Origin of the sequence: Campylobacter sp. IFREMER_LSEM_CL2151, assembly GCF_025771725.1 — a bacterium.
Taxonomy (GTDB): Bacteria; Campylobacterota; Campylobacteria; order Campylobacterales; family Campylobacteraceae; genus Campylobacter_D; species Campylobacter_D lari_C.
The window spans coordinates 52,623-74,200 of sequence record NZ_JAKMQT010000001.1 but is presented as its reverse complement, the minus strand read 5'-3'; the positions used below and the strand labels follow the sequence as shown (position 1 = coordinate 74,200).

The following is a 21,578-nucleotide window of genomic DNA, read 5'->3' as shown; positions in this document are numbered from 1 at the left end:
CGCTAGTTAATTCTAGCGTTTTAATTGATTTACAATTCCAAGCATATCATCACTTGTAGTGATTGCCTTTGAGCCTGCCTCATAAGCTCTTTGCCCTGTGATAAGATCTGTCATTTCTTCTACAAGCTGAACATTACTTAGCTCTACAAAGCCATGTTTGATTACAGAAAATCCATTCTCTCCCGCTATACCTGCAATAGGCGCTCCACTTGCATCAGTTTCTACTAAAAGATTATCTCCCAAAGCATGCAAGCCCGCTGGATTAATAAAATTTACAAGCTCAATTTGACCTATTTGAGTTTCAGCTGTATTTCCTGGCTGCATAACAGAAACTGTTCCATCGCTTGCTACGTTAATAGCTGTAGCATCCTCAGGTATAGTCATTTCCGGCAAAAGTCTATAACCATCTGAATTTACTATATTTCCTTCAGCATCTTTAGTAAATTGACCATTTCTAGTATAAGCTATAGTTCCATCAGGCATTTGAATTTGAAAAAAGCCATTATTACCTGCAATTGCCATATCAAGGCCTGAAGTTGATGTTTGTTTTAAACTACCTTCACTAAAAATTTTACTCACAGCTGTCACTCTTGAGCCAAGACCCACTTCTATACCACTTGGGTGTTTTGTAGTGCTTGAAGTTGAAGTACCTGCGTATTTCATCGTTTGATACATTAAATCTGCAAATTCTGCACGCGATTTTTTATAACCTACTGTATTAACATTTGAAATATTATTTGAAGTTACATCAATTTGTGTTTGTTGTGATACCATCCCTGATGCTGCTGTGTATAATGATCTTAACATTTTATCTATCCTTAGTTTTATTTAGTACTTGCTAATTTATTAATAGCTTCTTGATTTAAATCATCCATATGAGATGTCATAACTTTTTGATACATCTCAACCATTCTATTTGCTTCGATTAATCCTACCATTTCTGTAACTGGATTAACATTTGATCCTTGAGTAAAACCTTGCTTAATGGCGTTTGAATTTGGCAAGTCTCTAATTTTGTTTAAATTATCGATTTTATACATATTATCGCCATCTTTTTGCAAATCTCTTAAGTCATCAACTTGCGCTACGAATAATCTTGCTATATCTTGATTAGACGCACTAATAACTCCGTTTTTATCCACATTAATAAAAGAAGTAGAATCTCCTATGCGTATACCATCATTTTCAGGATTGTTAAAATAATCACTACTTAAAACTCTATATCCTTGACGATTTACCAAATAGCCCTCATCATCAAGCTGGAAATTTCCATCTTGGCTTAATCTTACTTCGCCATTATTTGTTTTAATTAAGTAAAAAGTATCTTCGCGAGTAAGAGCTAAATCCAAAGGATTATGCGTCATTTTCATAGAACCTACGCTAAAATTTGTATAGACGTGATTAACTTGTGGAACTCTATCTATAGTTGTATTTACAAATCTTGCAGCATCTCTTGTGTGATTTTGTATAGGCAACTCATCTTGAGTTTCTTTAAAAATCCTTTTAAAATCTGCAATAACAACATTATCTCTTTTATAGCCACTTGTATTTACATTTGCTAGGTTATTAGTTACAACATCTAAGCGATTAAACTGCGTAACCATAGCACCAGTGGCTTGATAATACCCATTTTGCATTGTTTTTCCTAACTAAAATCTTAATTTTTCACTAACAAAGCAAAAGCTGTTCCAAAATGTTTTTATTTGTTTTTAATTAATCTTTAGGCATAATATTTAGTTTTACACTCATTACTTAAATACAAGGAGTATCCATGGCTAATGAAACCAATGTTTTAGAAGAACTTTTCAAAGAAAATTCTAAAGATTATATCACATATGAAAAACTTGTCAAGTATTTTGCAAAGCTTCCAAATGCAACAAGTGCAAAAAAAATCCGTGATTTAATGGATAAATACAAAGTAGAATTAATCTCTTCAGCCGAAATTGCTAAAAAAAGAAATTTAGAAGAAGCAAAAAAATTACAAGAAGAAAAACAAAAATTACAAGATACAAGTTTAGAAAATGAATTTGATTTAGCCAATGAAAATGATTTATTAGAATGGAGTAGATCAGACTCACCTGTTAGAATGTATTTAAGAGAAATGGGGCAAATTGCTCTTTTAAACAAAGATGAGGAAGTTGAAATTTCTAAAAAAATTGAACTAGGCGAAGACATTATCATCGATGCTTTTTGTTCGGTGCCTTATTTGATTGATTTTATACTTGATTATAAAGAACCTTTAATCAATAGAGAAAGAAGAGTAAAAGAGCTTTTTAAAAGCTTTGAAGATGATGATAAAAGCGATGATGATAAAAGCGATGATGAAATAGATTCTGAAGAAGAAAATGAAAACGAAGAAAATGAAAGCTCAAGCGAAAAAAAACCTAAAAAAACAAGCAAAAAAGAAGACGAAAGAACCTTAAAAGTTATAGAAAGTTTTAAAGCTTTAGAAAAAGCAAAAAAAGAATGGTTAAAAACCATATCTACTATTAATGCAGAAAAAAACGATGATGAATTATTAGATAAATTAATTATTGCTTTTAAGAAAAATATATTAAAAGAAAAACTAATGGATCTAGGTCCAACTTCAAAACTTATCTCTGAAATCGTAAAATCCATGGAAACAGCTTTAAAAAGCGATGAAGAATTTGACAAAGAATTAAAACGCTTAGAATATCGCTTGCCAATGTTTTCAGAAGAATTAAAACAAAGACACCAAGATATCTTAAAAGATATTACCAAACTTAGCAAAGAAGAAATCGCTGAACGCGCACTAGAAACTACCATGGTAAGCACTTATATGGAGATAAAAAAACTCATTCAAACCAAAGAGGCTAGTCAAAATTCTTTTGATTTAGAAAAAGATCAACTAAAAGAAATTTTAGAGCAAATCAAACGCGGTAAAAAAATCTCAGATGAGGCTAAAACTAGAATGGCAAAATCAAATTTACGCTTGGTTGTAAGCATTGCCAAAAGATATACCAATCGTGGATTACCATTTTTAGATTTGATCCAAGAGGGCAATATAGGCTTAATGAAAGCGGTAGATAAATTTGAATATAAACGCGGTTATAAATTTTCAACCTATGCAACTTGGTGGATTAGACAAGCCATCTCAAGAGCAATTGCCGATCAAGCAAGAACGATTAGAATTCCTATTCATATGATAGAAACTATTAATCAAATCAATAAAATCATTCGTGAATACTTACAAAAAGAAGGTAAAGAACCGGATGTAAGTATTATTGCTAAAGAAGTAGGACTTAGCGTAGATAAAGTAAAACAAGTGATTAAAATCACTAAAGAACCAATTTCTCTAGAAGCACCTATTAGCAATGAAGATGATGGTAAATTTGGAGACTTTGTAGAAGATAGAACTTCAATTTCTCCTATGGATCATATCTTAAAAGATGATTTAAAAGAACAAATTGATGAAGTTTTAGATCAGCTTAATGATAGAGAAAAAGCTGTTATTAGAATGCGTTTTGGTTTAATGGATGATGAAAGTGATAGAACCTTAGAAGAAATCGGTAAAGAATTAAATGTCACAAGAGAAAGAGTAAGACAAATAGAAAGCTCAGCCATAAAAAAACTCAAACACCCAAAAGTTGGTAGAAAACTTAAAAATTATATAGAAGGTTGGAAATAATCCTTGCTAAAAAGCAAGGATTAGCTATCTCTAAAAAGTTTCGTTGCTAAATGTGCTGCTCTACTATGATCAGTATCTTTTTTTAAGGTATTAAAAATTCTACTAATATATTCTTCTAAAATTTGTTGAGAATTATTATTTTTTTCTGCTTCATTTAAAGTAATCTTACGATATCTTCCTTCGCTGTCTAACTCATAAGCTAAATCATTGTCGCTTAATTGCAGTTTTAAAATTTGAGCTAGTTTTGCACGCGAATGCTCATCAAAAATAGGAGTCATTAATTCTAATCTTCTTTCTAAATTTCTTGGCATCCAATCAGCACTTGAAATAAAATAATTTGGCTCAGTGTGCTTAAAATATAAAATTCTAGCATGCTCTAAATATTTTCCTACTATACTTCTAACCTTTATATTTTCACTATATCCTTTTACCCCAGGTCTTAAACAACAAATTCCACGCACAATAAGATCTATTTTAACACCCTTATTTGAAGCATCATATAAAGCTTTAATCACATCACCATCTACCAAAGCATTCATTTTAGCTATGATTACCCCATCTTTTCCATGATTTGCTTCAGTAGTTATCATATCCAAAATTCTTTCTTTGATTTGCTTTGGACTCATTGATAAAGTCTTTAGGCGACGACTTTTGCTATATCCTGAAAGTATATGAAAAAAGGTTGTGGTATCTTGAGAGTATTCTTCTTTTGAAGTAAAATAACTTACATCAGTATAAATTTTAGCCGAACTTGCATTATAATTACCCGTACTTAGATGATTATAAATTTTTAATTTTTCCCCTTCTTTTCTAATCACTTGAGCTACTTTTGCATGTACTTTAAAACCCGTAATGCCATATATTACATGAGCTCCTGCATTTTCTAATGATTTTGCCCAGTGTAAGTTATTTTCCTCATCAAAGCGTGCTTTTAATTCCACCATTACTGTAACTTGCTTGCCATCACTGGCTGCATCAATTAAAGCTTGGACTATGTTTGAATTTTTTTCAACCCTATAAAGAGTCATTCTTATAGAAACAACCTTAGGGTCTTTGCTTGCTTCTTTGATAAATTGATACACAGGTTCAAAACTCTCATAAGGCTGTATAGCCAAAATATCTTGTTTATCAATTGCGCTAAAAATAGATACATTATCTCCAAAAGGTGGTAAAATTTTTGGTGTATATACAGGGTTTAGCAAGTGTGTAAATTCTTTATTAGAAATAATTTGCCACAGTGATGGTAAATTTAAAAGTATACTGTATTCGTAAATATCTTTATGAAAAATATTCATATGAGAACTTAAAAACTCAATCAACTGCTCATCTGCGCCTTTTTCTATTTGCAAGCGTATAAAAGCACCTTTTCTACGAAGCTTTAAACCCTGCTCTAAAATCAACATAAAATCATCAGCCTCTTCTTCTTCTATCTCCATATCTGCATTTCTGGTTACTCTAAAAGCAGCAGATGATAAAAGCTTATAGCCAGGAAAAATATGCTCAGTATGGTGACGTACTATACTTTCTATAGGCACATAAATATTCGAACTTACTTGGTAAAATCTTGGTAAAACCCTAGGTATGCGTATCATGCCAAATTTTAAAAGTTCAGGATGCATAGGATCACAAAGCTTTACTGCCAAAGAAAATGAAAGATTGTTTAAATGCGGAAAAGGATGGGTTGCATCAACTGCAATAGGTACTATCACAGGAAAAATATTGGAAAAAAAATGCTCATTACATTGCTGTTTTAAATCCTCATCAAGCTCTTCGTAAGAACGAATAAATAAATTTTCTTTTTCTAAATCTTGAGTTATTTTAGTAAAATACTGCTCTACTACATATTTTTCTTCATGTAAATAATTTCTAATGGCTTTAAGTTGCGCAAGTGGGGTCATTTCATCATTGCTTGCTGTGCTTATTCCTGCTACAAAAAGCTGTTTTAATCCTGCTACTCTTATCATATAAAACTCATCTAAATTTGTACAATATATAGCAATAAATTTAAGTTTTTCGAGCAAAGGAAGATCTTTAGAGCATTGATCCAAAACACGAGAATTAAATGCAAGCCAAGAAAGTTCTCTATTGATATACATTGATGGTTGAATTTGCATAATACACCTACCTTATTTTCTAGTATTTAATATTTTAGTATTTCTTTCATTAAAATTTATTTTATTTTTATAATAGTAAATAAAATTATATAAAAAATAATACTTTTTTTCTCTTATTAAAAAAATAATAAATGATTAATAAACTTATATTTACTTTTTAAGTTTTATAGTGTAATATAATTGCACTTAAGTTCTTGTAACTTAAACTTCATTCAAAGGAGAGACTTTGAAAAAAGCAAACTCAAAACTTTTTGCTGTTTTCCTCTTCTTACTTGTAATTTTAGCAGGCGTGGGAATGTATACTTTCCATAATGCCAAAGGCACTTCTTATTTTAGCGATGCTAGTGAAAGCTGTAATAATTGTCACATTATGAACGAAGTTTATAATGATTATTTGAAAGCTTCACACTCTAAAGAAGTTGATGGTAAGCCAAGAGCAACCTGTAATGATTGCCATTTACCACATAGCTTTTTTGAAAAATGGATTGCTAAAGCTCAAAGTGGCTTAGGACATGCTTATGCATTTACTTTCAAACTTGATTCTTTGCCTACGCATTTGAGTGCAAATGCAAAAAGTAAAGAAATAGTCCAAAATAACTGTATAGAATGTCACAAAGAAATTGCGAGTAACACTATCAACCCTACTCTAGATCCACATAAAGATAATGCTTTAAGTTGTGTGTCTTGTCACCAAGGTGTTGGCCATAAGAGAGGATTTTAAATGAAAGGAGTATTTAATGAATAACAAAGGCATTTTATATAGTGCTATTAGTGCTACTATAGTAGCTATTGCGGGCGTATTGTGGTTAAATCAAGATATCACAGCCAAAACAAACGATTCAGTAGGTGGAATCATCTCTCAAGAAATTGTAAAACTTGGCGATGAAAACCCTACTTTTGACTACTGGGGAAAGAATTTTCCTGATTATTTAGACATGCATACAGCGGTGGAAAAACAAGCACCTAATGCAACAGAATTTGGCGGAAATTTAGCTTATTCAAAACTAATTCGCTATCCACAATTAACTGTTCTTTGGGCTGGCTATCCATTCAGTATTGATGCCAATGAAGAAAGAGGTCACTTTTGGGTTCAAGTAGACCAAATGGATACAGCTAGAAACAATAAAGATTTCTTAAATGCACACGGTTTTGCAGGATTTGGTGGCCAACCAACAGCTTGTATGAATTGTCATAGCGGATGGACCCCTTGGCTTTTAAACAACACTGCAAAAGGTGATTGGGTAGCATTTAACTCTGCAAAATATTGGACTATGATTAAAACAGTTCCTGCAGTAAATGGAGCTAAAGAAAACTCACCTGAGCACAGTGGACCTCATGGTGGAAAAAGAATGGGTGTAACATGTGCAGATTGCCATAACCCAACAGATATGAGTTTAAGACTTACAAGACCAGCTTTAATCAAAGCATTAATTTCAAGAGGCTATGAAGCGGATGAAAAACAAGGCATTAAAGCTTCAAGAAGCGAAATGAGAACCTTAGTATGCTCTCAATGTCACGTTGAATACTACTTCAAACCAACAGGCACCAAAGTAAAAACTATCGGGGAAAGTATAGCTAACGATAGCTCTAAAAAATGGTGGAATGGTACTCAAAAAACTTATGATGAATTTGATTCTTGGAGAGATGGAAATAAACCAATTGAAATTGAAGTTGATGGTATAGAACTAGCATTTCCTTGGAGTGAGTGGAAAAAAGGTGAGCCATTTAGAATAGAAATGTTTGATGATTATTATGAAAAAAATAGAGAAAATTTCCCAAGTGATTGGGTTCATAAAATCACCAAAGCACCTATGCTAAAAATTCAACACCCAGAAAGTGAACTTTATAGTGGCGGTGTACATGCTGCAAATGGTGTAAGTTGTGCAGATTGCCATATGCCTTATATTAGAAAAGGTGCAAAAAAAGTTACCAACCATAACATCACTTCGCCTTTAGTTGATATCAACTCAGCTTGTAAAACTTGTCACACTCAAAGCGAAAGCTATTTAGCTAAACAAGTAAAAGATATACAAAATTCAGTAGCTCATGATTTAAGAACAGCTGAATATTCTTTAGTAAGCTTGATTAAAGATGTAGAAACTATTCGTGCAGAGCTTGGAAAAATGCCTAAATTCCAAACGGATGGCAAAGCAGATGATGCTAAAATTTCAGCTGAATTAAAAGAAGTATTAGAACTACATAGAAAATCTCAAGTAAGAGCAGACTTTGTAGGTGCTGAAAACTCAACAGGTTTCCATAATCCTAGAGAAGCTTCAAGAATGCTTTTACAATCAGTTGATATGTCAAGACAAGGACAAACTAAACTAGTAGAAATTGCAGCCAAAAATGGTATTAAAGATTTCAAAACTTCAAATTTAGGTTTTGAAGATATTCAAAAATTAAATCCAGGTGAAATTCACTATAAAGTAGATTTAAACGGCAACAAAGCAGGTGATCGCTACTATAAACATCAAGAAGTAAATGGTAATCCACCAGCAAAACTTCTTGAAGATGATAAAAATCTAAAACCTTATAATTATAAAGTGATAGATTAATCAAAATAAACCCTCATAATCGAGGGTTTATTCTTTTATCAAACTAACATCCTCGCCTTTTAAAATTTTATTCATAGTGTTCATAGCACACATTTTTCCACACATTGAACAAGAATTAAGCTCTTCAGGCTTTCTTTCATTAAACATTTTCTTAGCCTTTTCTCCATCAATTGCTAATTTAAACATTTTTTCCCAATCAATATCTTGTCTTGCTTTACTCATTTCATCATCTATTTTTCTTTCTTTAGGAAGTTTGGCTATATCTCCTGCATGAGCTGCTATTTTAGTCGCTACTATACCATCTCTTACATCTTCTAAATTTGGAAGTCTTAAATGTTCAGCAGGGGTTACATAGCAAAGTATATCAGCACCAGCTGCGGCTGCAACTGCTCCACCGATTGCTCCACTTATATGATCATATCCTGCACCTATATCAGTAACCAATGGTCCTAAAACATAAAATGGAGCTCCATTGCAAATTCTTTTTTCAAGTTGCATATTAGCTTCTATTTCATTAATGGCCATATGACCAGGTCCTTCTATCATCACTTGCACATCTTGAGCCCATGCTCTTTTAGTTAATAACGAAAGTTCGATAAGTTCAGCAATTTGAGCTCCATCACTTGCATCATGAGTGCAACCAGGTCTTAGCGCATCACCCAAAGAAAGCGTCACATCAAATTCCTTGCATATAGCAAGCAAATCATCATAATATTCATAGAATGGATTTTCAGCATCATTCATTTGCATCCAAGCATAAAGAACCGAACCTCCTCTTGAAACTATATTAGTAATCCTATCACACTCTTTAAAAACCCTAGCAGCACGAGAATTTATCCCTGCATGAATTGTCATAAAATCCACTCCACTTTTAGCATGATGATATACTACATCTAAAAAATCTTTTGCTTTAATATCTTTTAAATCTTTTTCCAAAAAACCTACCGCATCATAAACAGGCACAGTGCCTATCATAGCTTTTGAAGTAGCAATTAGCTCATCCCTAAAACGACTAGTTTTACCATAATTACTAAGATCCATAATAGCTTCTATATTAAATTTATGAGCTAACTCTACCTTTTTCATTTCTTCACTATAATCTACACAATCATTTGAAACACCTAAATTTACATTTACTTTTGTTTTAAGTCCATAGCCAATACCATTTGGATCTAGTGCTTTATGATTAATATTTGCAGGAATGACAATTTTTCCACATGCTATATTTTCAAGCAAAAAATCTTCACTTACTTGCTCTTTTTGTGCAACAATTTGCATTTGTTTTGTGAAAATTCCTTCTTTTGCATAAGACATTTGAGTTTTCATTTAAATTTATCCTTAAAATAAAATTTGGATAAATGAAGGGTATGTGAGTAGTTGATAAATTATCCCAACGCTAGCATTATCTAGTTCTGGTGCGGTCTAAGCTTTTAGCTTACTCTCAGCCTGTATCACAAGCTCCCGTCATTTATGCAAAGCAAGTATAGCAATAAATATAAAACAAAGTTTATTTTTTTATTTGATTTTTAGCTTGCTTGCTAAAATGTAACAATTCTTCGGTAGTTTTTATATAAAAAGGAATTTTTTTAAGACAGTATTTTAAAATTTCACTTGCAGCTAAAGCATCACTTAAGGCTCTATGATGCTTACTTTCGATACACAAAAACTCTTTTAGTGCATCAAGACCGTATTTGGGACTTTCAATGCATTTTTTAGCTAAATCAATAGTACATAATCTTCTATTTAAAAGTACTCCAAAATCATTTTCATACATAGCTTTAGATATAAAATGATAATCAAAACGCACATTGTGTGCTACAAAAATGCTATCTTTTAAAAACAACTTAAAATCACTTAACACAGTTTTTAAAGAAGGTGCATTTTCTACCATATCCAAACTAATCCCTGTTAATTCTGTAATATTTTCAGGTATGCTTTCTACTTTTATAAAACTCTCAAATCTATCAATTTCTTTATAATTTTGAATTTTCACCGCACCTATTTCTAAAATTTGACCACTTTTTATCCCACCGGTGCTTTCAATATCTACAACACAAAAAATCTCATCTTTTATTTTTGTATTTTTACTTTTTAAGCACAAGCAATTTTGTGCATTAAGCTCTACCCCTAGCCCTAAAAGCTCAAAAATATATAAATCAAAATCATAATGATTTAATTCTTCTATTTTTGCAAGCTCTTTTAAAACCCAAGGAAAGGGCTTGTTTTCTTTGCTTAGCTTGATGATTAACTCATCGATTTGTTGTTGGCTCAAAATTCAAGCTTTAAAGAATTGATTGCTGTTTTTTTATCTTGCGAGGAAAAGATATAACTACCTGCGACTAAAATATCAGCTCCTGCTTCATCTAAATCAGGCGCGTTTAAGCCATTTACCCCACCATCTACTTCTATAAAAACTTTAAGATTTTTTCTATCTATCATTTCTCTTAACTGTCGAATTTTATCATACACTAAAGGTAAAAAACTTTGCCCACCAAAGCCTGGATTAACACTCATTAAAAGCACCATATCTACAAATTCTAAAATATGCTCTATACTTGAAACTGGGGTATGTGGATTTAAAACAATAGCAGGATGAATGCCATTTTTTCTTATATACTCACACACTCTAATAGGATGATTTTCAGCCTCTAAATGAAAACTAATGAATTTTGGTTTTACCGGAATAAATAAATCCACAAAACTACTAACATTATGCACCATTAAATGCACATCTAAAGGCACTGAAGTAATTTTTGAAATATTTTCAACTACACAAGGACCAAAAGTAAGATTTGGCACAAAATGCCCATCCATTACATCAATGTGTAACAAATCAGCCCCTGCTTGAGATACTTCTTTAATCTCATTTTCTAAATTTAAAAAATTTGCAGACAATAAACTTGGTGCTACATACATTTTATATCTCCAAATAAAAGTAAAAAATAATTTTATCATACTTATTATCAAATTTTCTTTATGTATTTTTGATAATATTTGATTTTTTTAAGCTTGCTTTAGATATAATGCTAAAAATTATTTTTATTTCATAAGGAAAAATTTATGTCAAGAATTTGCCAAATTACAGGAAAAGGACCTATGGTAGGTAACAATGTTAGCCATGCTAACAATAAAACTAAAAGACGCTTTTTGCCAAATTTAAGAACAGTTCGCATCACTTTAGAAGATGGAACTACTAGAAAAGTTAGAGTAGCTGCTTCAACTTTAAGAACACTCAAAAAGCAAAGTAGTAAATAATCCTTAATGTAAACGAGGAATTGTTATGTCTTTTTTGAAAAAGCTACAGAAATTCCTCAACTGGTCTCCTTCTCCAAAACCTTCAATTAATCTCAATGACGAGCTTTATGAGCAACTTAGATTTTTAAGAATTCCTCTTATTGCTGTTGTAATGATGACGCTAATTGGGGCTTTTGGTTATATGCTCACAAGTAATTACAACCTTAACGATGCTATTTATCAAGCTGGTATGACTTTTACCACTTTAGGTTATACTGAAGTTAATCCTATACCAACAGCAGGTAGAATTTTTACTGTTGTATATGTATTATTAACTTTTACAATATTTACTTTTTGTATGGGTTTGGTAATAGAAATAGTCAAAAAAGGTGTTTTGTCTAAGATCATCAAGGAAAGAAGAATGCTTCATAAAGTTGCAAGATTAAAAAATCATTTTGTAATATGTTACCATAATGATTTTACCATAGAATTAGCACAGCAATTTAGAGAAAATCATATTCCTTTTGTTGTAGTTGATGAAGTTGAAAATTTTAATGAGATTGCTGAAAAATATAATTATCCTTATTATATAGAAAGCGCACCTCATACCAATACAGCCTTTTTAAAAACCAATCTTTCTAGCGCAAAAGGCGTAATTACTCTTAGTAATAACATAGCAGATAATATTGCTATCATTGCCTCGGTAAGATTATTTGAAAAAGAATTACAAAGAATCAATCCTTATTTTATACTAGCTAGCTCAAGCAATGAAGATGAAACAGAAAAACTCAAAAAACTTGGAGCAAATTCAATAGTTTCTGCTACAAAATTAGTTGCACAAAGACTTAGCGCGATGTCGGCAAGACCGGATATGGAAAATTTATTAGAAAATTATCTTTATAAAAAAAATAGCCCTATTGATCTAGAAGAGGTTAAAATTCCTGATGAATCATGGGTAAGATTTAAAAGATTAAAAGAAATTCATTTAAGAGATATGGCAAATGTAAGTATAGTAGGAATTTTAGAAAATAAAAAATTCACACCTATGCCAAGAGGTGACACTTTAATAGGTACTGGGGCAAAATTATTAATCGTAGGTACAGCAGATAGTATAAAAATAGCTAAAAAGATTATCAAAAATAAACAAAAACCTGATGAGTTAAAATATATTTAACTTATTTTAAGTTATAATCAAACATTAATTTTAAAAAGGAGGCTTATATGCTACACGAATTTAGAGATTTAATCACTGAGTTAAAAGGCAAAGATATGCACTTTGATAAACTATTTGAAGAGCATAACGAACTTGACCATAAAATCAAAGACGCAGAAGAAGGCAGAATTCACTTAGATAGCTTAGAAATAGCTAATCTAAAAAAAGAAAAATTAAGATTAAAGGATGAGTTAAATACTTACTTATCAAATTATAAAAAATAATTCTCTATGAAATTTTTACTTTAAGGATAAAACATGTTTGGGAAAAAAAGTCAATCAAAACAAGACTTTGAAGAATTACAAAATAAAATCAAAGAATTAGAAGAAGAAAACAAAAAACTTCTTTTGGAAAAGCAAGAATTAATTGAGAATTATGAAAAACAACTTCAAGGTGATTGCGGTAAAACTGAGCTTGAAACTCATCTTTTAGAAATGCTACTAACTAGCGTTTTAAAAGGCATTTCAAATGTTCAAAGTGATATGCAAGAAAATGTCAATAAAGCAGAAATGATTTCTCAGTACTCTGATTCTTCTTTAGAAGATATGCAAGAATTAAATTCCATCACACATTCAATTATATCCTCACTTCAAAGCATTATTGAATCAGCTAATCGTTCAAGAGATACAGCAGGTAACTTACACCGCAGTGTTGATGAGATCACCAATGTTATTAACTTAATCAAAGATGTATCTGATCAAACCAACCTATTAGCACTAAATGCCGCTATAGAAGCTGCCAGAGCAGGAGAGCATGGTAGAGGTTTTGCTGTTGTTGCTGATGAAGTTAGAAAACTTGCTGAAAAAACACAAAAAGCAACCTCTGAAGTAGAATTAAACATTAATCTACTCAAACAAAATGCAGATGAAATGTATGGACAAAGCGAACAAGTAGAAAAAGTGTCATTAGAATCAAACGAACACATAGTACAATTTTCTAGCAAATTTACTCAACTTATTTCAAATGCAAACTCAACTAGCTCACACGCTAAACGTATTGCTTCTGAAATTTTTGTTTCTTTAGCTAAACTAGATCACGTTGCTTTTAAACTCAATGGCTATAATGAAATCATTCATGCTTCTGGTAAAGCACTATCTGATCATTTAAGCTGTAGACTTGCAAAATGGATCGCAGGAGTTGGTAAAGAAAGATTTTCTAGCGGAAGAGCTTTTGGTAAGTTAAATTTACCACACCAAAAAGTGCATGAAAATATCAACCAAGCTGTTGCTTTAGCTCATGATGAAGATACAAGCAACAAACTAGTACAAAATCAAATTTTAGACAAATGTTCTAATGCTGAAAAAGCCTCAGAAGATTTATTTAACATCTTTAAAGAAATGCTTGATGAAAAAGATCCAAACATTGAAAACAAGGAAGAAAAAAAATAAAAAGGTAAGATTAATTCTTACCTTTAAACCATAAATAAGCATATTCAAGTAAAGGAGTTTTGATAGGATTTTCTTTAGAAAATTTTTCAAAGTCTTTTCTTTTTATCCATACTGCTTGAATATCTTCTCCCTCAATTCCACCACCATGGCCAATTTTATTATCTTCATTAATTTCAGCATAGAATAAAAACTGTCTACTAACACCTGAACCAAAACCTGTATAAAATTCCCCTATTTTTTCTACAACCTTAGGAGCATAACCCAATTCTTCTATACATTCTTCTTTAGCTATTTCTTCCAAACTCAAATCTTTATCAACAAGCCCTGAACAAAGTTCTATACTAAATCCTATCTCATCTAAATACAAATTATTACGTTTTTGATAATCCCATAAAGGAATTCTAAATTGCTTTACAAAAACAAAAGAATCTTTTTGAGTATGATATAAAAAAACAGAAACACTATCTAATGCTTCTATAAAATCCCAAGTATATTTTTTATCATCTTTGCCTATATAAGTGTATCTTTTAGGTTTAATGTATTTTGAGTTGGAAAATTGTTCTTCTTGTAAATTTTTCACTTTGCGATACCTTTTGCAATTAAATTCTTTTTAAAATTTCTTCAGCTAACGCATTAGCTCTTTTGTCTAAAAACAAATTATAGTCTACAAAATCATCGTGTACAATAAAATGAGATTTTAATGCCTCATCGATATTACTATTTTCTTTTTCAAAATATTTTATATACTCTTGAGGATTTCTATCCCTTATAATTCTTTTATTTAAATAATCATCCACTAGCGTTATGTTAGCTAATGCATTTGCATTATCGGTATTGTTTATTCTTTTCAAATATGCTTTTGGAAAAAAATGATGATAATTTTTAGAAGAAGCTATACTAAGATAAGAATTATCTAATCTTACTTTTGAATTGTCGCTAAATTTTTTAGGTTCATTATAAGCTAATATACAAAGAACTGCTTTATCAAAAGCATTTGATGATGAAAAATCTTCTTTTAAAAGCTCAATAAAATAATTTTTTTGTTTGTTTTGCAATGGTAATTCTTTATCAAAATTTACATTTATATTGTTTTTGATATTTTCAATTATTTTTATATCAGAATTTAATTTACTTTCAACAGAAGAAGAAAACCTCCAACTGATTGCACATCTAAAAAAATATCTTTCAATTTGTTTTAATTGAGTATTAGTTGGAGGTTTAAAATCATTAATTCTATAAAAATAAGCAATTGGAACTATTAAAACATAATAAGGCAAAAGTTTTGATACTTCTATTTTAAAATAATCTCTTATTTTATCAATCGCTAATTTTAATGCCTTAATTGTATTATCCCATTCATCTATAAATTGATTTTTATTTATAGATAAAATTGCACTTGTTTTAGAATTTTTTATTAAATTTAAAGATAATAATTGTAAAATAATAGTTTTATTTTCGGCTATTGTTTCATATGCACTAATTTCTAATTCTCTTATGAGATTATTGTAACTATCTTCTAAATCAAATTTTTTATTTTCATCATAGACTTTAGCATTCATTATTTCAAATAATGTTAAATCTTTTCCCGTTGTATTAATTCTTGTAAAAATTTCAGTTATTCTCTCTATAGAAGTATCATCAATCTCTATAGTTGAAAATTCATACGATTTTATCCAATCTCTTATTTTTTCTATTTTATGTATTTTATCTAAGTCTTTATTAAAATTATTTACCAAATCCACAATAGAAGCATTCATTAAATCATAAAAACTTATATAATTTCCCTTGCCTTTTTCTATACTGCAAATTTCTTCATTTGTTTCAAGTTTATCTAAATTAATATAGAGTTCTTTGTAGTCTTCTTTTTCTATTTGAACGCCATTTATGGCAAGATATAACGAAGTCATTCTTTGTTGGCCATCTAAAACATATAAAACAAAATCACCTTCTTTTATATCATTTAGAAAATAATTACCAATTTTTTTTAATGATCTTAATCTTTCTTTGGTTTTCCATAAAATAAAACTTCCTATAGGAAATCCCTTGATTAAACTATCAATTAATTTAGCAACCTGCTCTTTTTTCCATACAAAATCCCTTTGAAATTTTGGAATTTGATAGAAACCTTCATTTATATTTCTAATTATATCTTCATACTTTCTTGTAATAGGTTTTGGTTGAATAAGCATTTTAACCTCAGAGATAATACAAATAAAGCAAGGAAAATCCTTGCTTTTAAAAAAAATTAAAAATGGGTTACATCATACCGCCCATGCCTCCCATACCGCCCATGCCACTCATATCAGGCATAGCAGGTTTATCTTCTTTGATTTCACTAATTGTAGCTTCAGTTGTTAAAAGCATACTAGCTACTGAAACCGCATTAAGTAAAGCTACTCTTTCTACTTTAACAGGATCAATAATACCGCTTTCAAGCATATTTACATATTCGCCTTTTGCAGCATCAAAACCGGTATTTTCTTCTTTACTATTTTCTACTGTATTTACAACTACACCAGCATCAAATCCAGCATTTTCAGCAATTTGTCTTAAAGGTGCTCTTAAAGCTCTTTCTACAATAGCAGCGCCAATAGCCTCATCACCTTGTAAATTCAAGCTGATTTTTGATTTTGCTTTGATTAATGCAGCACCACCGCCTATTACTATACCTTCTTCAACAGCAGCTTTTGTAGCACTTAATGCATCATCAACTCTATCTTTTTTCTCTTTCATTTCAGTTTCAGTAGCCGCACCAACTTTAATCACCGCTACACCACCACTTAATTTAGCTAATCTTTCTTGTAATTTTTCTCTATCATAATCTGAACTTGTTTCAGCAATTTGAGCTTTGATTTGGTTAATTCTTGCATCAATATTTGCTTTTTCACCTGCACCATTTACAATAGTTGTATTGTCTTTATCAATAATCACGCTTGAAGCTTGACCTAAATCTTGAATACTAGCACTTTCTAAAGTTCTTCCAAGCTCTTCAGAAATCACTTCACCACCTGTTAAAATAGCAATATCTTCAAGCATGGCTTTTCTTCTATCGCCAAAGCCAGGAGCTTTAACTGCTGAAATATTTAAAACACCTCTTAATTTATTTACAACTAAAGTTGCCAAAGCTTCGCCTTCAATGTCTTCAGCTATAATTAAAAGTGGTTTTCCTGTTTTTTGAATTTGCTCTAAAATAGGTAATAAATCTTTTAAGTTGGCAATTTTTTTATCAAATAACAAAATAAATGGATTTTGCAATTCAGCTGTCATTTTTTCAGTATTTGTAATGAAATATGGGCTTAAATAGCCTCTATCAAATTGCATACCTTCAACTACATTTAATTCATCATTGATTGATTTTGCTTCTTCAACAGTGATAACACCATCTTTTCCAACTTTTTCCATAGCATCAGCGATTAAATTTCCGATTTTTTCATCTGAATTTGCAGAAATTGTCGCAACTTGAGCTATTTCTTTTTTATCTTTAACTTCACGAGAAAGTTTTTTAAGTTCAGCAACTATAGCTTCGCAAGCTTTATCCATACCTCTTTTAACTTCAATAGGATTCGCACCTGCTGTGATGTTTCTTAAACCTTCTTTAAAAATAGCATGTGCTAAAACTGTTGCTGTTGTTGTTCCATCACCTGCTTGATCAGCTGTTTTACTAGCTACTTCTCTAACTAAAGAAGCACCCATATTTTCTAAAGAATCTTTTAATTCCACTTCTTTAGCCACACTCACACCATCTTTTGTGATAGTTGGAGCGCCAAAACTTTTTTGGATTAATACATTACGACCACGTGGTCCCATAGTAACTTTTACTGCATCATTAAGTTTTTTAACACCTTCATAAAGTTTATTTCTTGCTTCGTCTGAAAAAAATATTTCTTTTGCCATTTTTTATCCTTTTTTATTTAATAATCCCTAAAACATCATCAATATTAAGAACCAAATACTCTTCATTATCAAGTTTTATTTCAGTTCCGCCGTATTTTGCAAACATTACTTTATCATTTACTTTAACATCTTCTATTTCTTTACTCACTGCAACAACTTCACCATTTAATGGCTTTTCTTTAGCATTATCTGGTATAATAATCCCAGAAGCAGTAGTTTTCATTTCTTCTAAGCGTTTTACTAAAATGCGCTTTCCTAGAGGTTGAAAATTCATTTTTTATCCTTTCTAAAATGTGCCATTTTTAGCACTCTTTGTTTTTGAGTGATAGAATTATACATTAAAGAAAGTTAATTGTCAATAAATTAAGTAAAATATATCATATAAGTTTAGTCTATATCACTAAATTTATATGATATATCATTATAAAGGTTTCTCATGAAAAAAATTCTTTACATTCTTTTAGGCGTAGTGTGTGTGGCATTATTAGCTATATATACATTATTATTTACAAGTATGGGCAATGCTTTTTTAAAGCCAAGAATCGAAACGATAATTGCTCAAAAAAGCGGTATGAATGTTAAATTTGAAAATTTTAAAATTAGTTTTTCACAACTTGACATTAAAGCAAATATTGATGATAAATTTTTTGCTAATATAGAAGGTGGCATATCACCTTTAAGACTAGGGTTTGATTTAAACTATCTTTTAGGACTTAAACAAAATTATATTCAAGAACTTGGTTTAAAAAGCGATAAAGACTTTACATTTAAGGGTAATGTTGTAGGTAAAAGTAGTGATTTTTCAGTAAAAGGTAATGGATTTTTATTTGATTCTAATCTTAGCTTAGATGCAAAAATTGTTGATTTTTCTCCTATAAATCTTGAATTTATTGGAAAAAATATAGATTTAGCTCAAATTTTAGATTTTGCTAATCTACCAAGATATGCTCAAGGAAAAATTAGTATTATAAGCGATATACAAGCTAAAGATTTAAAACCAAATGGTAATGCTTTGATTAATTTTTACACAAGTTCTATCGACAATGCTCTAATTGAAAAAGATTTTAATCTAAGCTTACCAAAACAAAGCTATATAAAAGGTGAAATAAGATCTTTAATCCAAAACAATGAAGTTATTTCTAAAAGTGAAATTTTAAGCAACTTCTTCAAACTTTATACACAAAAAAGCATTTATGATATAGCAAAACAAAGCTTAACTAGTGATTTTGATATCAAAATAGATGATTTTAATCAATTTTCATCTCTAGCCAAAATGAAACTCCAAGGTAAAAGTCAAATTCAAGGTAATTTACTTTTTGCAAGCAATCAATTGCAAAAATTAGATGCTAACTTGCTTGGATTTGGTGGTAGCTTAAAAGCTATTTTAGAAAATAATAATCTTAATATCAACACAACTAATATAGAAGTAGCAGAGCTTTTAAAAACTATTTCTATGCCTGCTTTTATTAATTCTAAATTAGTTTTAGATTTAAAAGCACAAGGACTTGATTTTAAAAATTTCAATCTAAATACTAGATTAAACAATGCAAATATAAATGTTATAGAATTTAAAAAACTAAGCAATCTTGATTTTCCAAAAACAACTTTTAATCTACAAGCTAAAGCAAATGCGAAAAATTCTTTAATTGATTATGAAGCTTTACTTGATTCAAACATAGCAAAAATACCTCAGCTAAAAGGCTCATATAATCTTACAAACAAAGATTTAAATGCACAAATTAGTGCTTTTGTGGATAATCTTAACAAATTAAAACCTTTAACCAAGCAAGATCTCAATGGACCTTTAAATTTAGATGCCAAAGTTGATCTTAAGGCAAATCAGATTCAAAATCTTGATGCAAATATTAAAATCATGCAAGGGCTTATCAATGCAAAATCCAATGGAAAAAGTTTACAAGCGAAAGTTGATAATATAAAATTAGAACAACTTTTTCCTTTAATAGGACAAAAAGTTTTAGCTTATGGAGATGTAAATGCTGACATTGATTTAAAAACACTTGATTTTAACAATATTAATGGTGATTTTAAAGCCATTATTAATTCTTCTTTTAATGAAGTAGAATTATCTAAGCTTTTAGAGAAAAAATTTCCAAAGAATACTTCAGCAAAAATCAATCTTGATGGAAAAATTTCTAAATCAATCATTGATTTTAATGCTAAAGCTCTAAGTTCATTTGCTAATATTAATTCACTAAAAGGAAAATTTGATCTTAATCAAATGGCTCTAGCAAGTACTTATAATATTTCATTACAAGATTTTTCTAAGTTAGGATTTTTAGTCGATAGAAACTTAAAAGGTAAGGCTGATTTTGAAGGAAAATTTGATTTTAAAAATGCCTTAATAGATGCAAGTGTTAATAGTAAAAATATATTTAATGGCTCATTAAATGCAACTTTAAAAAATAATATTTTTAACGCTAAAATGCAAAATACTGATCTTTCAAATTTAGCTCAAAGTTTAGATTTACCTGACTATTATCAAGCAAAATCAAATTTAAGTATTGACTATAATCTTTTAAAAGAAAGCGGTGTGGTGCTAATGAACTTAGCCGATGGACAACTTAAGAAAAACCTCATCACAAGTGCTTTAATGCTACTTTTACAAAAAGATATCACGCAAGATGTATATCGCAATGGTGAAGCTAAAATAAACATCAATAAAAATCTTATAGATTTAAATTTAAACCTAGTGGCCGATAGAAGTAACATAAACATCAGCAAAGGTAAGATTGATACAAAAAGTACTAAATTAAACATTCCTTTTAATATCGTTATTGATAGAGCAAATTTCAAAGGAATTATAAAAGGAACAACACAAGATCCTAAAATAAATCTTGATACAAAAAGTGTTGTAAATTCTATTGTTAATACAATAGGTGGAAATACTAGTGATGGTGCTAAAAATACGGGTAAAAAAGTAGATCAAGCAATAGATAAAATCTTTAACAAACTCTTCTAATACATCTAGCCTTTAAAAAAGGCTAGATTTTTTAAAATAAACCAAATTTACCATCTTTTTTCTTATATAAAACCCTCATTTTTGCATCGATGTCATTAAAAACTAAAAATATATCCTTACTTGCTTTTAATTTTTCCAATGCTTCTTCAATTTCTAAAGGTTTATATAATTCAAGCTCCATTGGAACTATCTCATCTTCCTCAATCACACTTGGCAATACTAAATTTTCTTTTATCTCATCTTGATGCTTATGGGTAATATTTTTATCATGCAATCTTCTTAAAACCTTAGAAATTCTATCAATAGCTAAATCTATAGCAGCATATAAGTCTTTATCCTTTTGCTTTACAACCACTGTATTAATACCAGCTAGATTAATGCTAAATTCAGCCCAAAATCCTTTCTTTCCATGCCTTTCATCAGCACTTATAACACAACGTGCAGAAATCACATCTAAGCCATATTTACTTAAAGCATCAAAGCTTTTTTCCACATACTCTTTTATAGATTCAGTTAGCTCAAATTGCTTTCCAACTATACTTGTATTCATT

At 30.1% G+C, this 21,578-nt stretch carries 19 protein-coding genes, 1 pseudogene and 1 riboswitch; of the genes and pseudogenes, 9 read left to right on the top strand and 11 right to left on the bottom strand.

All coding sequences use genetic code 11. The annotated features are described in order from the left end of the window. Window positions 1-12 precede the first annotated feature (12 nt). Both flgG and L8V82_RS00355 read right to left on the bottom strand, forming a co-directional pair. Window positions 13-807 carry a flagellar basal-body rod protein FlgG gene (gene flgG / locus L8V82_RS00360; protein WP_039626513.1) on the bottom strand — a complete coding sequence of 265 codons (795 nt, stop codon included), beginning with the start codon at window positions 805-807 and terminating at the stop codon, window positions 13-15. Between the two features lie 17 nt (window positions 808-824). Next, window positions 825-1,637 carry a flagellar hook-basal body protein gene (locus L8V82_RS00355; RefSeq protein ID WP_263723609.1) on the bottom strand — a complete coding sequence of 271 codons (813 nt, stop codon included), beginning with the start codon at window positions 1,635-1,637 and terminating at the stop codon, window positions 825-827. Window positions 1,638-1,771: 134 nt separating this feature from the next. Here L8V82_RS00355 and rpoD point away from each other — a divergent pair, with 134 nt between their 5' ends. After that, on the top strand, window positions 1,772-3,649 hold the full coding sequence (rpoD, locus tag L8V82_RS00350; protein ID WP_263677227.1) for an RNA polymerase sigma factor RpoD: 1,878 nt from the start codon (window positions 1,772-1,774) through the stop codon (window positions 3,647-3,649). A 20-nt stretch (window positions 3,650-3,669) separates the two neighbouring features. Here rpoD and L8V82_RS00345 read toward each other — a convergent pair whose 3' ends face one another. Then, the gene (locus tag L8V82_RS00345; protein ID WP_263723607.1) at window positions 3,670-5,763 is read right to left on the bottom strand and encodes an RNA degradosome polyphosphate kinase; all 2,094 of its coding nucleotides are present in this window, start codon (window positions 5,761-5,763) and stop codon (window positions 3,670-3,672) included. Window positions 5,764-5,989: 226 nt separating this feature from the next. Between L8V82_RS00345 and nrfH the strand changes: the two genes are divergently transcribed. After that, the gene (gene nrfH, locus L8V82_RS00340) at window positions 5,990-6,484 is read left to right on the top strand and encodes a cytochrome c nitrite reductase small subunit (RefSeq protein WP_039618639.1); all 495 of its coding nucleotides are present in this window, start codon (window positions 5,990-5,992) and stop codon (window positions 6,482-6,484) included. A 16-nt stretch (window positions 6,485-6,500) separates the two neighbouring features. Then, entirely contained in the window at window positions 6,501-8,318 is a 1,818-nt protein-coding gene (locus L8V82_RS00335) for an ammonia-forming cytochrome c nitrite reductase subunit c552 (RefSeq protein ID WP_263723606.1), read from the top strand. A 27-nt stretch (window positions 8,319-8,345) separates the two neighbouring features. Here the strand turns inward: L8V82_RS00335 and thiC are convergent, their stop codons facing one another. The 3 genes from thiC to rpe form a co-directional block, all read right to left on the bottom strand. Next, window positions 8,346-9,644 carry a phosphomethylpyrimidine synthase ThiC gene (gene thiC / locus L8V82_RS00330; protein WP_263723605.1) on the bottom strand — a complete coding sequence of 433 codons (1,299 nt, stop codon included), beginning with the start codon at window positions 9,642-9,644 and terminating at the stop codon, window positions 8,346-8,348. 44 nt (window positions 9,645-9,688) lie between these two features. Next, window positions 9,689-9,793, bottom strand: a riboswitch (TPP riboswitch). Between the two features lie 32 nt (window positions 9,794-9,825). Next, complete coding sequence (locus L8V82_RS00325; RefSeq protein ID WP_263723604.1) at window positions 9,826-10,590, bottom strand: 3'-5' exonuclease; 765 nt, start codon at window positions 10,588-10,590, stop codon at window positions 9,826-9,828. Beyond that, window positions 10,587-11,234 carry a ribulose-phosphate 3-epimerase gene (rpe, locus tag L8V82_RS00320; protein WP_263723603.1) on the bottom strand — a complete coding sequence of 216 codons (648 nt, stop codon included), beginning with the start codon at window positions 11,232-11,234 and terminating at the stop codon, window positions 10,587-10,589. Before rpe ends, L8V82_RS00325 begins: the two co-directional genes overlap by 4 nt. A 144-nt stretch (window positions 11,235-11,378) precedes the next feature. Between rpe and rpmB the strand changes: the two genes are divergently transcribed. From rpmB to L8V82_RS07745, 5 genes and pseudogenes are all read left to right on the top strand, one after another. Beyond that, window positions 11,379-11,573 carry a 50S ribosomal protein L28 gene (gene rpmB / locus L8V82_RS00315; protein WP_012661734.1) on the top strand — a complete coding sequence of 65 codons (195 nt, stop codon included), beginning with the start codon at window positions 11,379-11,381 and terminating at the stop codon, window positions 11,571-11,573. A gap of 25 nt (window positions 11,574-11,598) precedes the next feature. Continuing rightward, a complete protein-coding gene (locus L8V82_RS00310; protein WP_263723602.1) occupies window positions 11,599-12,726 on the top strand; it encodes a potassium channel family protein in 1,128 nt (375 codons plus the stop codon). 47 nt (window positions 12,727-12,773) lie between these two features. Then, window positions 12,774-12,989 (top strand): YdcH family protein, encoded by a 216-nt coding sequence (locus tag L8V82_RS00305; RefSeq protein WP_012661736.1) that lies wholly within the window; start codon window positions 12,774-12,776, stop codon window positions 12,987-12,989. Window positions 12,990-13,418: 429 nt separating this feature from the next. Continuing rightward, a pseudogene (locus tag L8V82_RS07750) lies at window positions 13,419-13,706 on the top strand (methyl-accepting chemotaxis protein); the annotation flags it as partial. Next, on the top strand, window positions 13,689-14,153 hold the full coding sequence (locus L8V82_RS07745; RefSeq protein WP_412175304.1) for a CZB domain-containing protein: 465 nt from the start codon (window positions 13,689-13,691) through the stop codon (window positions 14,151-14,153). The pseudogene L8V82_RS07750 and the gene L8V82_RS07745, both read left to right, overlap by 18 nt. 10 nt (window positions 14,154-14,163) lie before the next feature. On the opposite strand, the gene L8V82_RS00295 is transcribed toward L8V82_RS07745, so the two are convergent. The 4 genes from L8V82_RS00295 to groES all read right to left on the bottom strand — a co-directional run bounded on the left by L8V82_RS00295 (window position 14,164) and on the right by groES (window position 18,321). After that, window positions 14,164-14,733: an NUDIX domain-containing protein gene (locus L8V82_RS00295; protein WP_263674675.1), complete on the bottom strand. Its 570-nt coding sequence runs from the start codon at window positions 14,731-14,733 to the stop codon at window positions 14,164-14,166. 19 nt (window positions 14,734-14,752) lie between these two features. Further along, window positions 14,753-16,342, bottom strand: coding sequence for a DUF262 domain-containing protein (locus tag L8V82_RS00290; protein ID WP_263723600.1), 1,590 nt, complete (start codon window positions 16,340-16,342; stop codon window positions 14,753-14,755). A gap of 67 nt (window positions 16,343-16,409) precedes the next feature. Beyond that, the gene (gene groL, locus L8V82_RS00285; protein ID WP_070256698.1) at window positions 16,410-18,047 is read right to left on the bottom strand and encodes a chaperonin GroEL; all 1,638 of its coding nucleotides are present in this window, start codon (window positions 18,045-18,047) and stop codon (window positions 16,410-16,412) included. Window positions 18,048-18,060: 13 nt separating this feature from the next. Then, on the bottom strand, window positions 18,061-18,321 hold the full coding sequence (groES, locus tag L8V82_RS00280; RefSeq protein ID WP_149062447.1) for a co-chaperone GroES: 261 nt from the start codon (window positions 18,319-18,321) through the stop codon (window positions 18,061-18,063). A 162-nt stretch (window positions 18,322-18,483) separates the two neighbouring features. Between groES and L8V82_RS00275 the strand changes: the two genes are divergently transcribed. Further along, the gene (locus L8V82_RS00275; protein ID WP_263723599.1) at window positions 18,484-21,027 is read left to right on the top strand and encodes a hypothetical protein; all 2,544 of its coding nucleotides are present in this window, start codon (window positions 18,484-18,486) and stop codon (window positions 21,025-21,027) included. Between the two features lie 31 nt (window positions 21,028-21,058). Here the strand turns inward: L8V82_RS00275 and hpf are convergent, their stop codons facing one another. Next, entirely contained in the window at window positions 21,059-21,577 is a 519-nt protein-coding gene (gene hpf, locus L8V82_RS00270) for a ribosome hibernation-promoting factor, HPF/YfiA family (RefSeq protein WP_039618662.1), read from the bottom strand. Window position 21,578 lies beyond the last annotated feature (1 nt).

Excerpts from the sequence above, each read along its gene's own strand:
- L8V82_RS00335 (WP_263723606.1), top strand. The coding sequence starts at position 6,501 with ATGAATAACAAAGGCATTTTATATAGTGCTATTAGTGCTACTATAGTA.
- L8V82_RS00355 (WP_263723609.1), bottom strand. The coding sequence starts at position 1,637 with ATGCAAAATGGGTATTATCAAGCCACTGGTGCTATGGTTACGCAGTTT.
- groL (WP_070256698.1), bottom strand. The coding sequence starts at position 18,047 with ATGGCAAAAGAAATATTTTTTTCAGACGAAGCAAGAAATAAACTTTAT.
- L8V82_RS00310 (WP_263723602.1), top strand. The coding sequence starts at position 11,599 with ATGTCTTTTTTGAAAAAGCTACAGAAATTCCTCAACTGGTCTCCTTCT.
- L8V82_RS00275 (WP_263723599.1), top strand. The coding sequence starts at position 18,484 with ATGAAAAAAATTCTTTACATTCTTTTAGGCGTAGTGTGTGTGGCATTA.
- L8V82_RS00305 (WP_012661736.1), top strand. The coding sequence starts at position 12,774 with ATGCTACACGAATTTAGAGATTTAATCACTGAGTTAAAAGGCAAAGAT.
- rpoD (WP_263677227.1), top strand. The coding sequence starts at position 1,772 with ATGGCTAATGAAACCAATGTTTTAGAAGAACTTTTCAAAGAAAATTCT.
- flgG (WP_039626513.1), bottom strand. The coding sequence starts at position 807 with ATGTTAAGATCATTATACACAGCAGCATCAGGGATGGTATCACAACAA.
- groES (WP_149062447.1), bottom strand. The coding sequence starts at position 18,321 with ATGAATTTTCAACCTCTAGGAAAGCGCATTTTAGTAAAACGCTTAGAA.
- L8V82_RS00290 (WP_263723600.1), bottom strand. The coding sequence starts at position 16,342 with ATGCTTATTCAACCAAAACCTATTACAAGAAAGTATGAAGATATAATT.
- rpmB (WP_012661734.1), top strand. The coding sequence starts at position 11,379 with ATGTCAAGAATTTGCCAAATTACAGGAAAAGGACCTATGGTAGGTAAC.
- L8V82_RS00345 (WP_263723607.1), bottom strand. The coding sequence starts at position 5,763 with ATGCAAATTCAACCATCAATGTATATCAATAGAGAACTTTCTTGGCTT.
- thiC (WP_263723605.1), bottom strand. The coding sequence starts at position 9,644 with ATGAAAACTCAAATGTCTTATGCAAAAGAAGGAATTTTCACAAAACAA.
- rpe (WP_263723603.1), bottom strand. The coding sequence starts at position 11,234 with ATGTATGTAGCACCAAGTTTATTGTCTGCAAATTTTTTAAATTTAGAA.
- hpf (WP_039618662.1), bottom strand. The coding sequence starts at position 21,577 with ATGAATACAAGTATAGTTGGAAAGCAATTTGAGCTAACTGAATCTATA.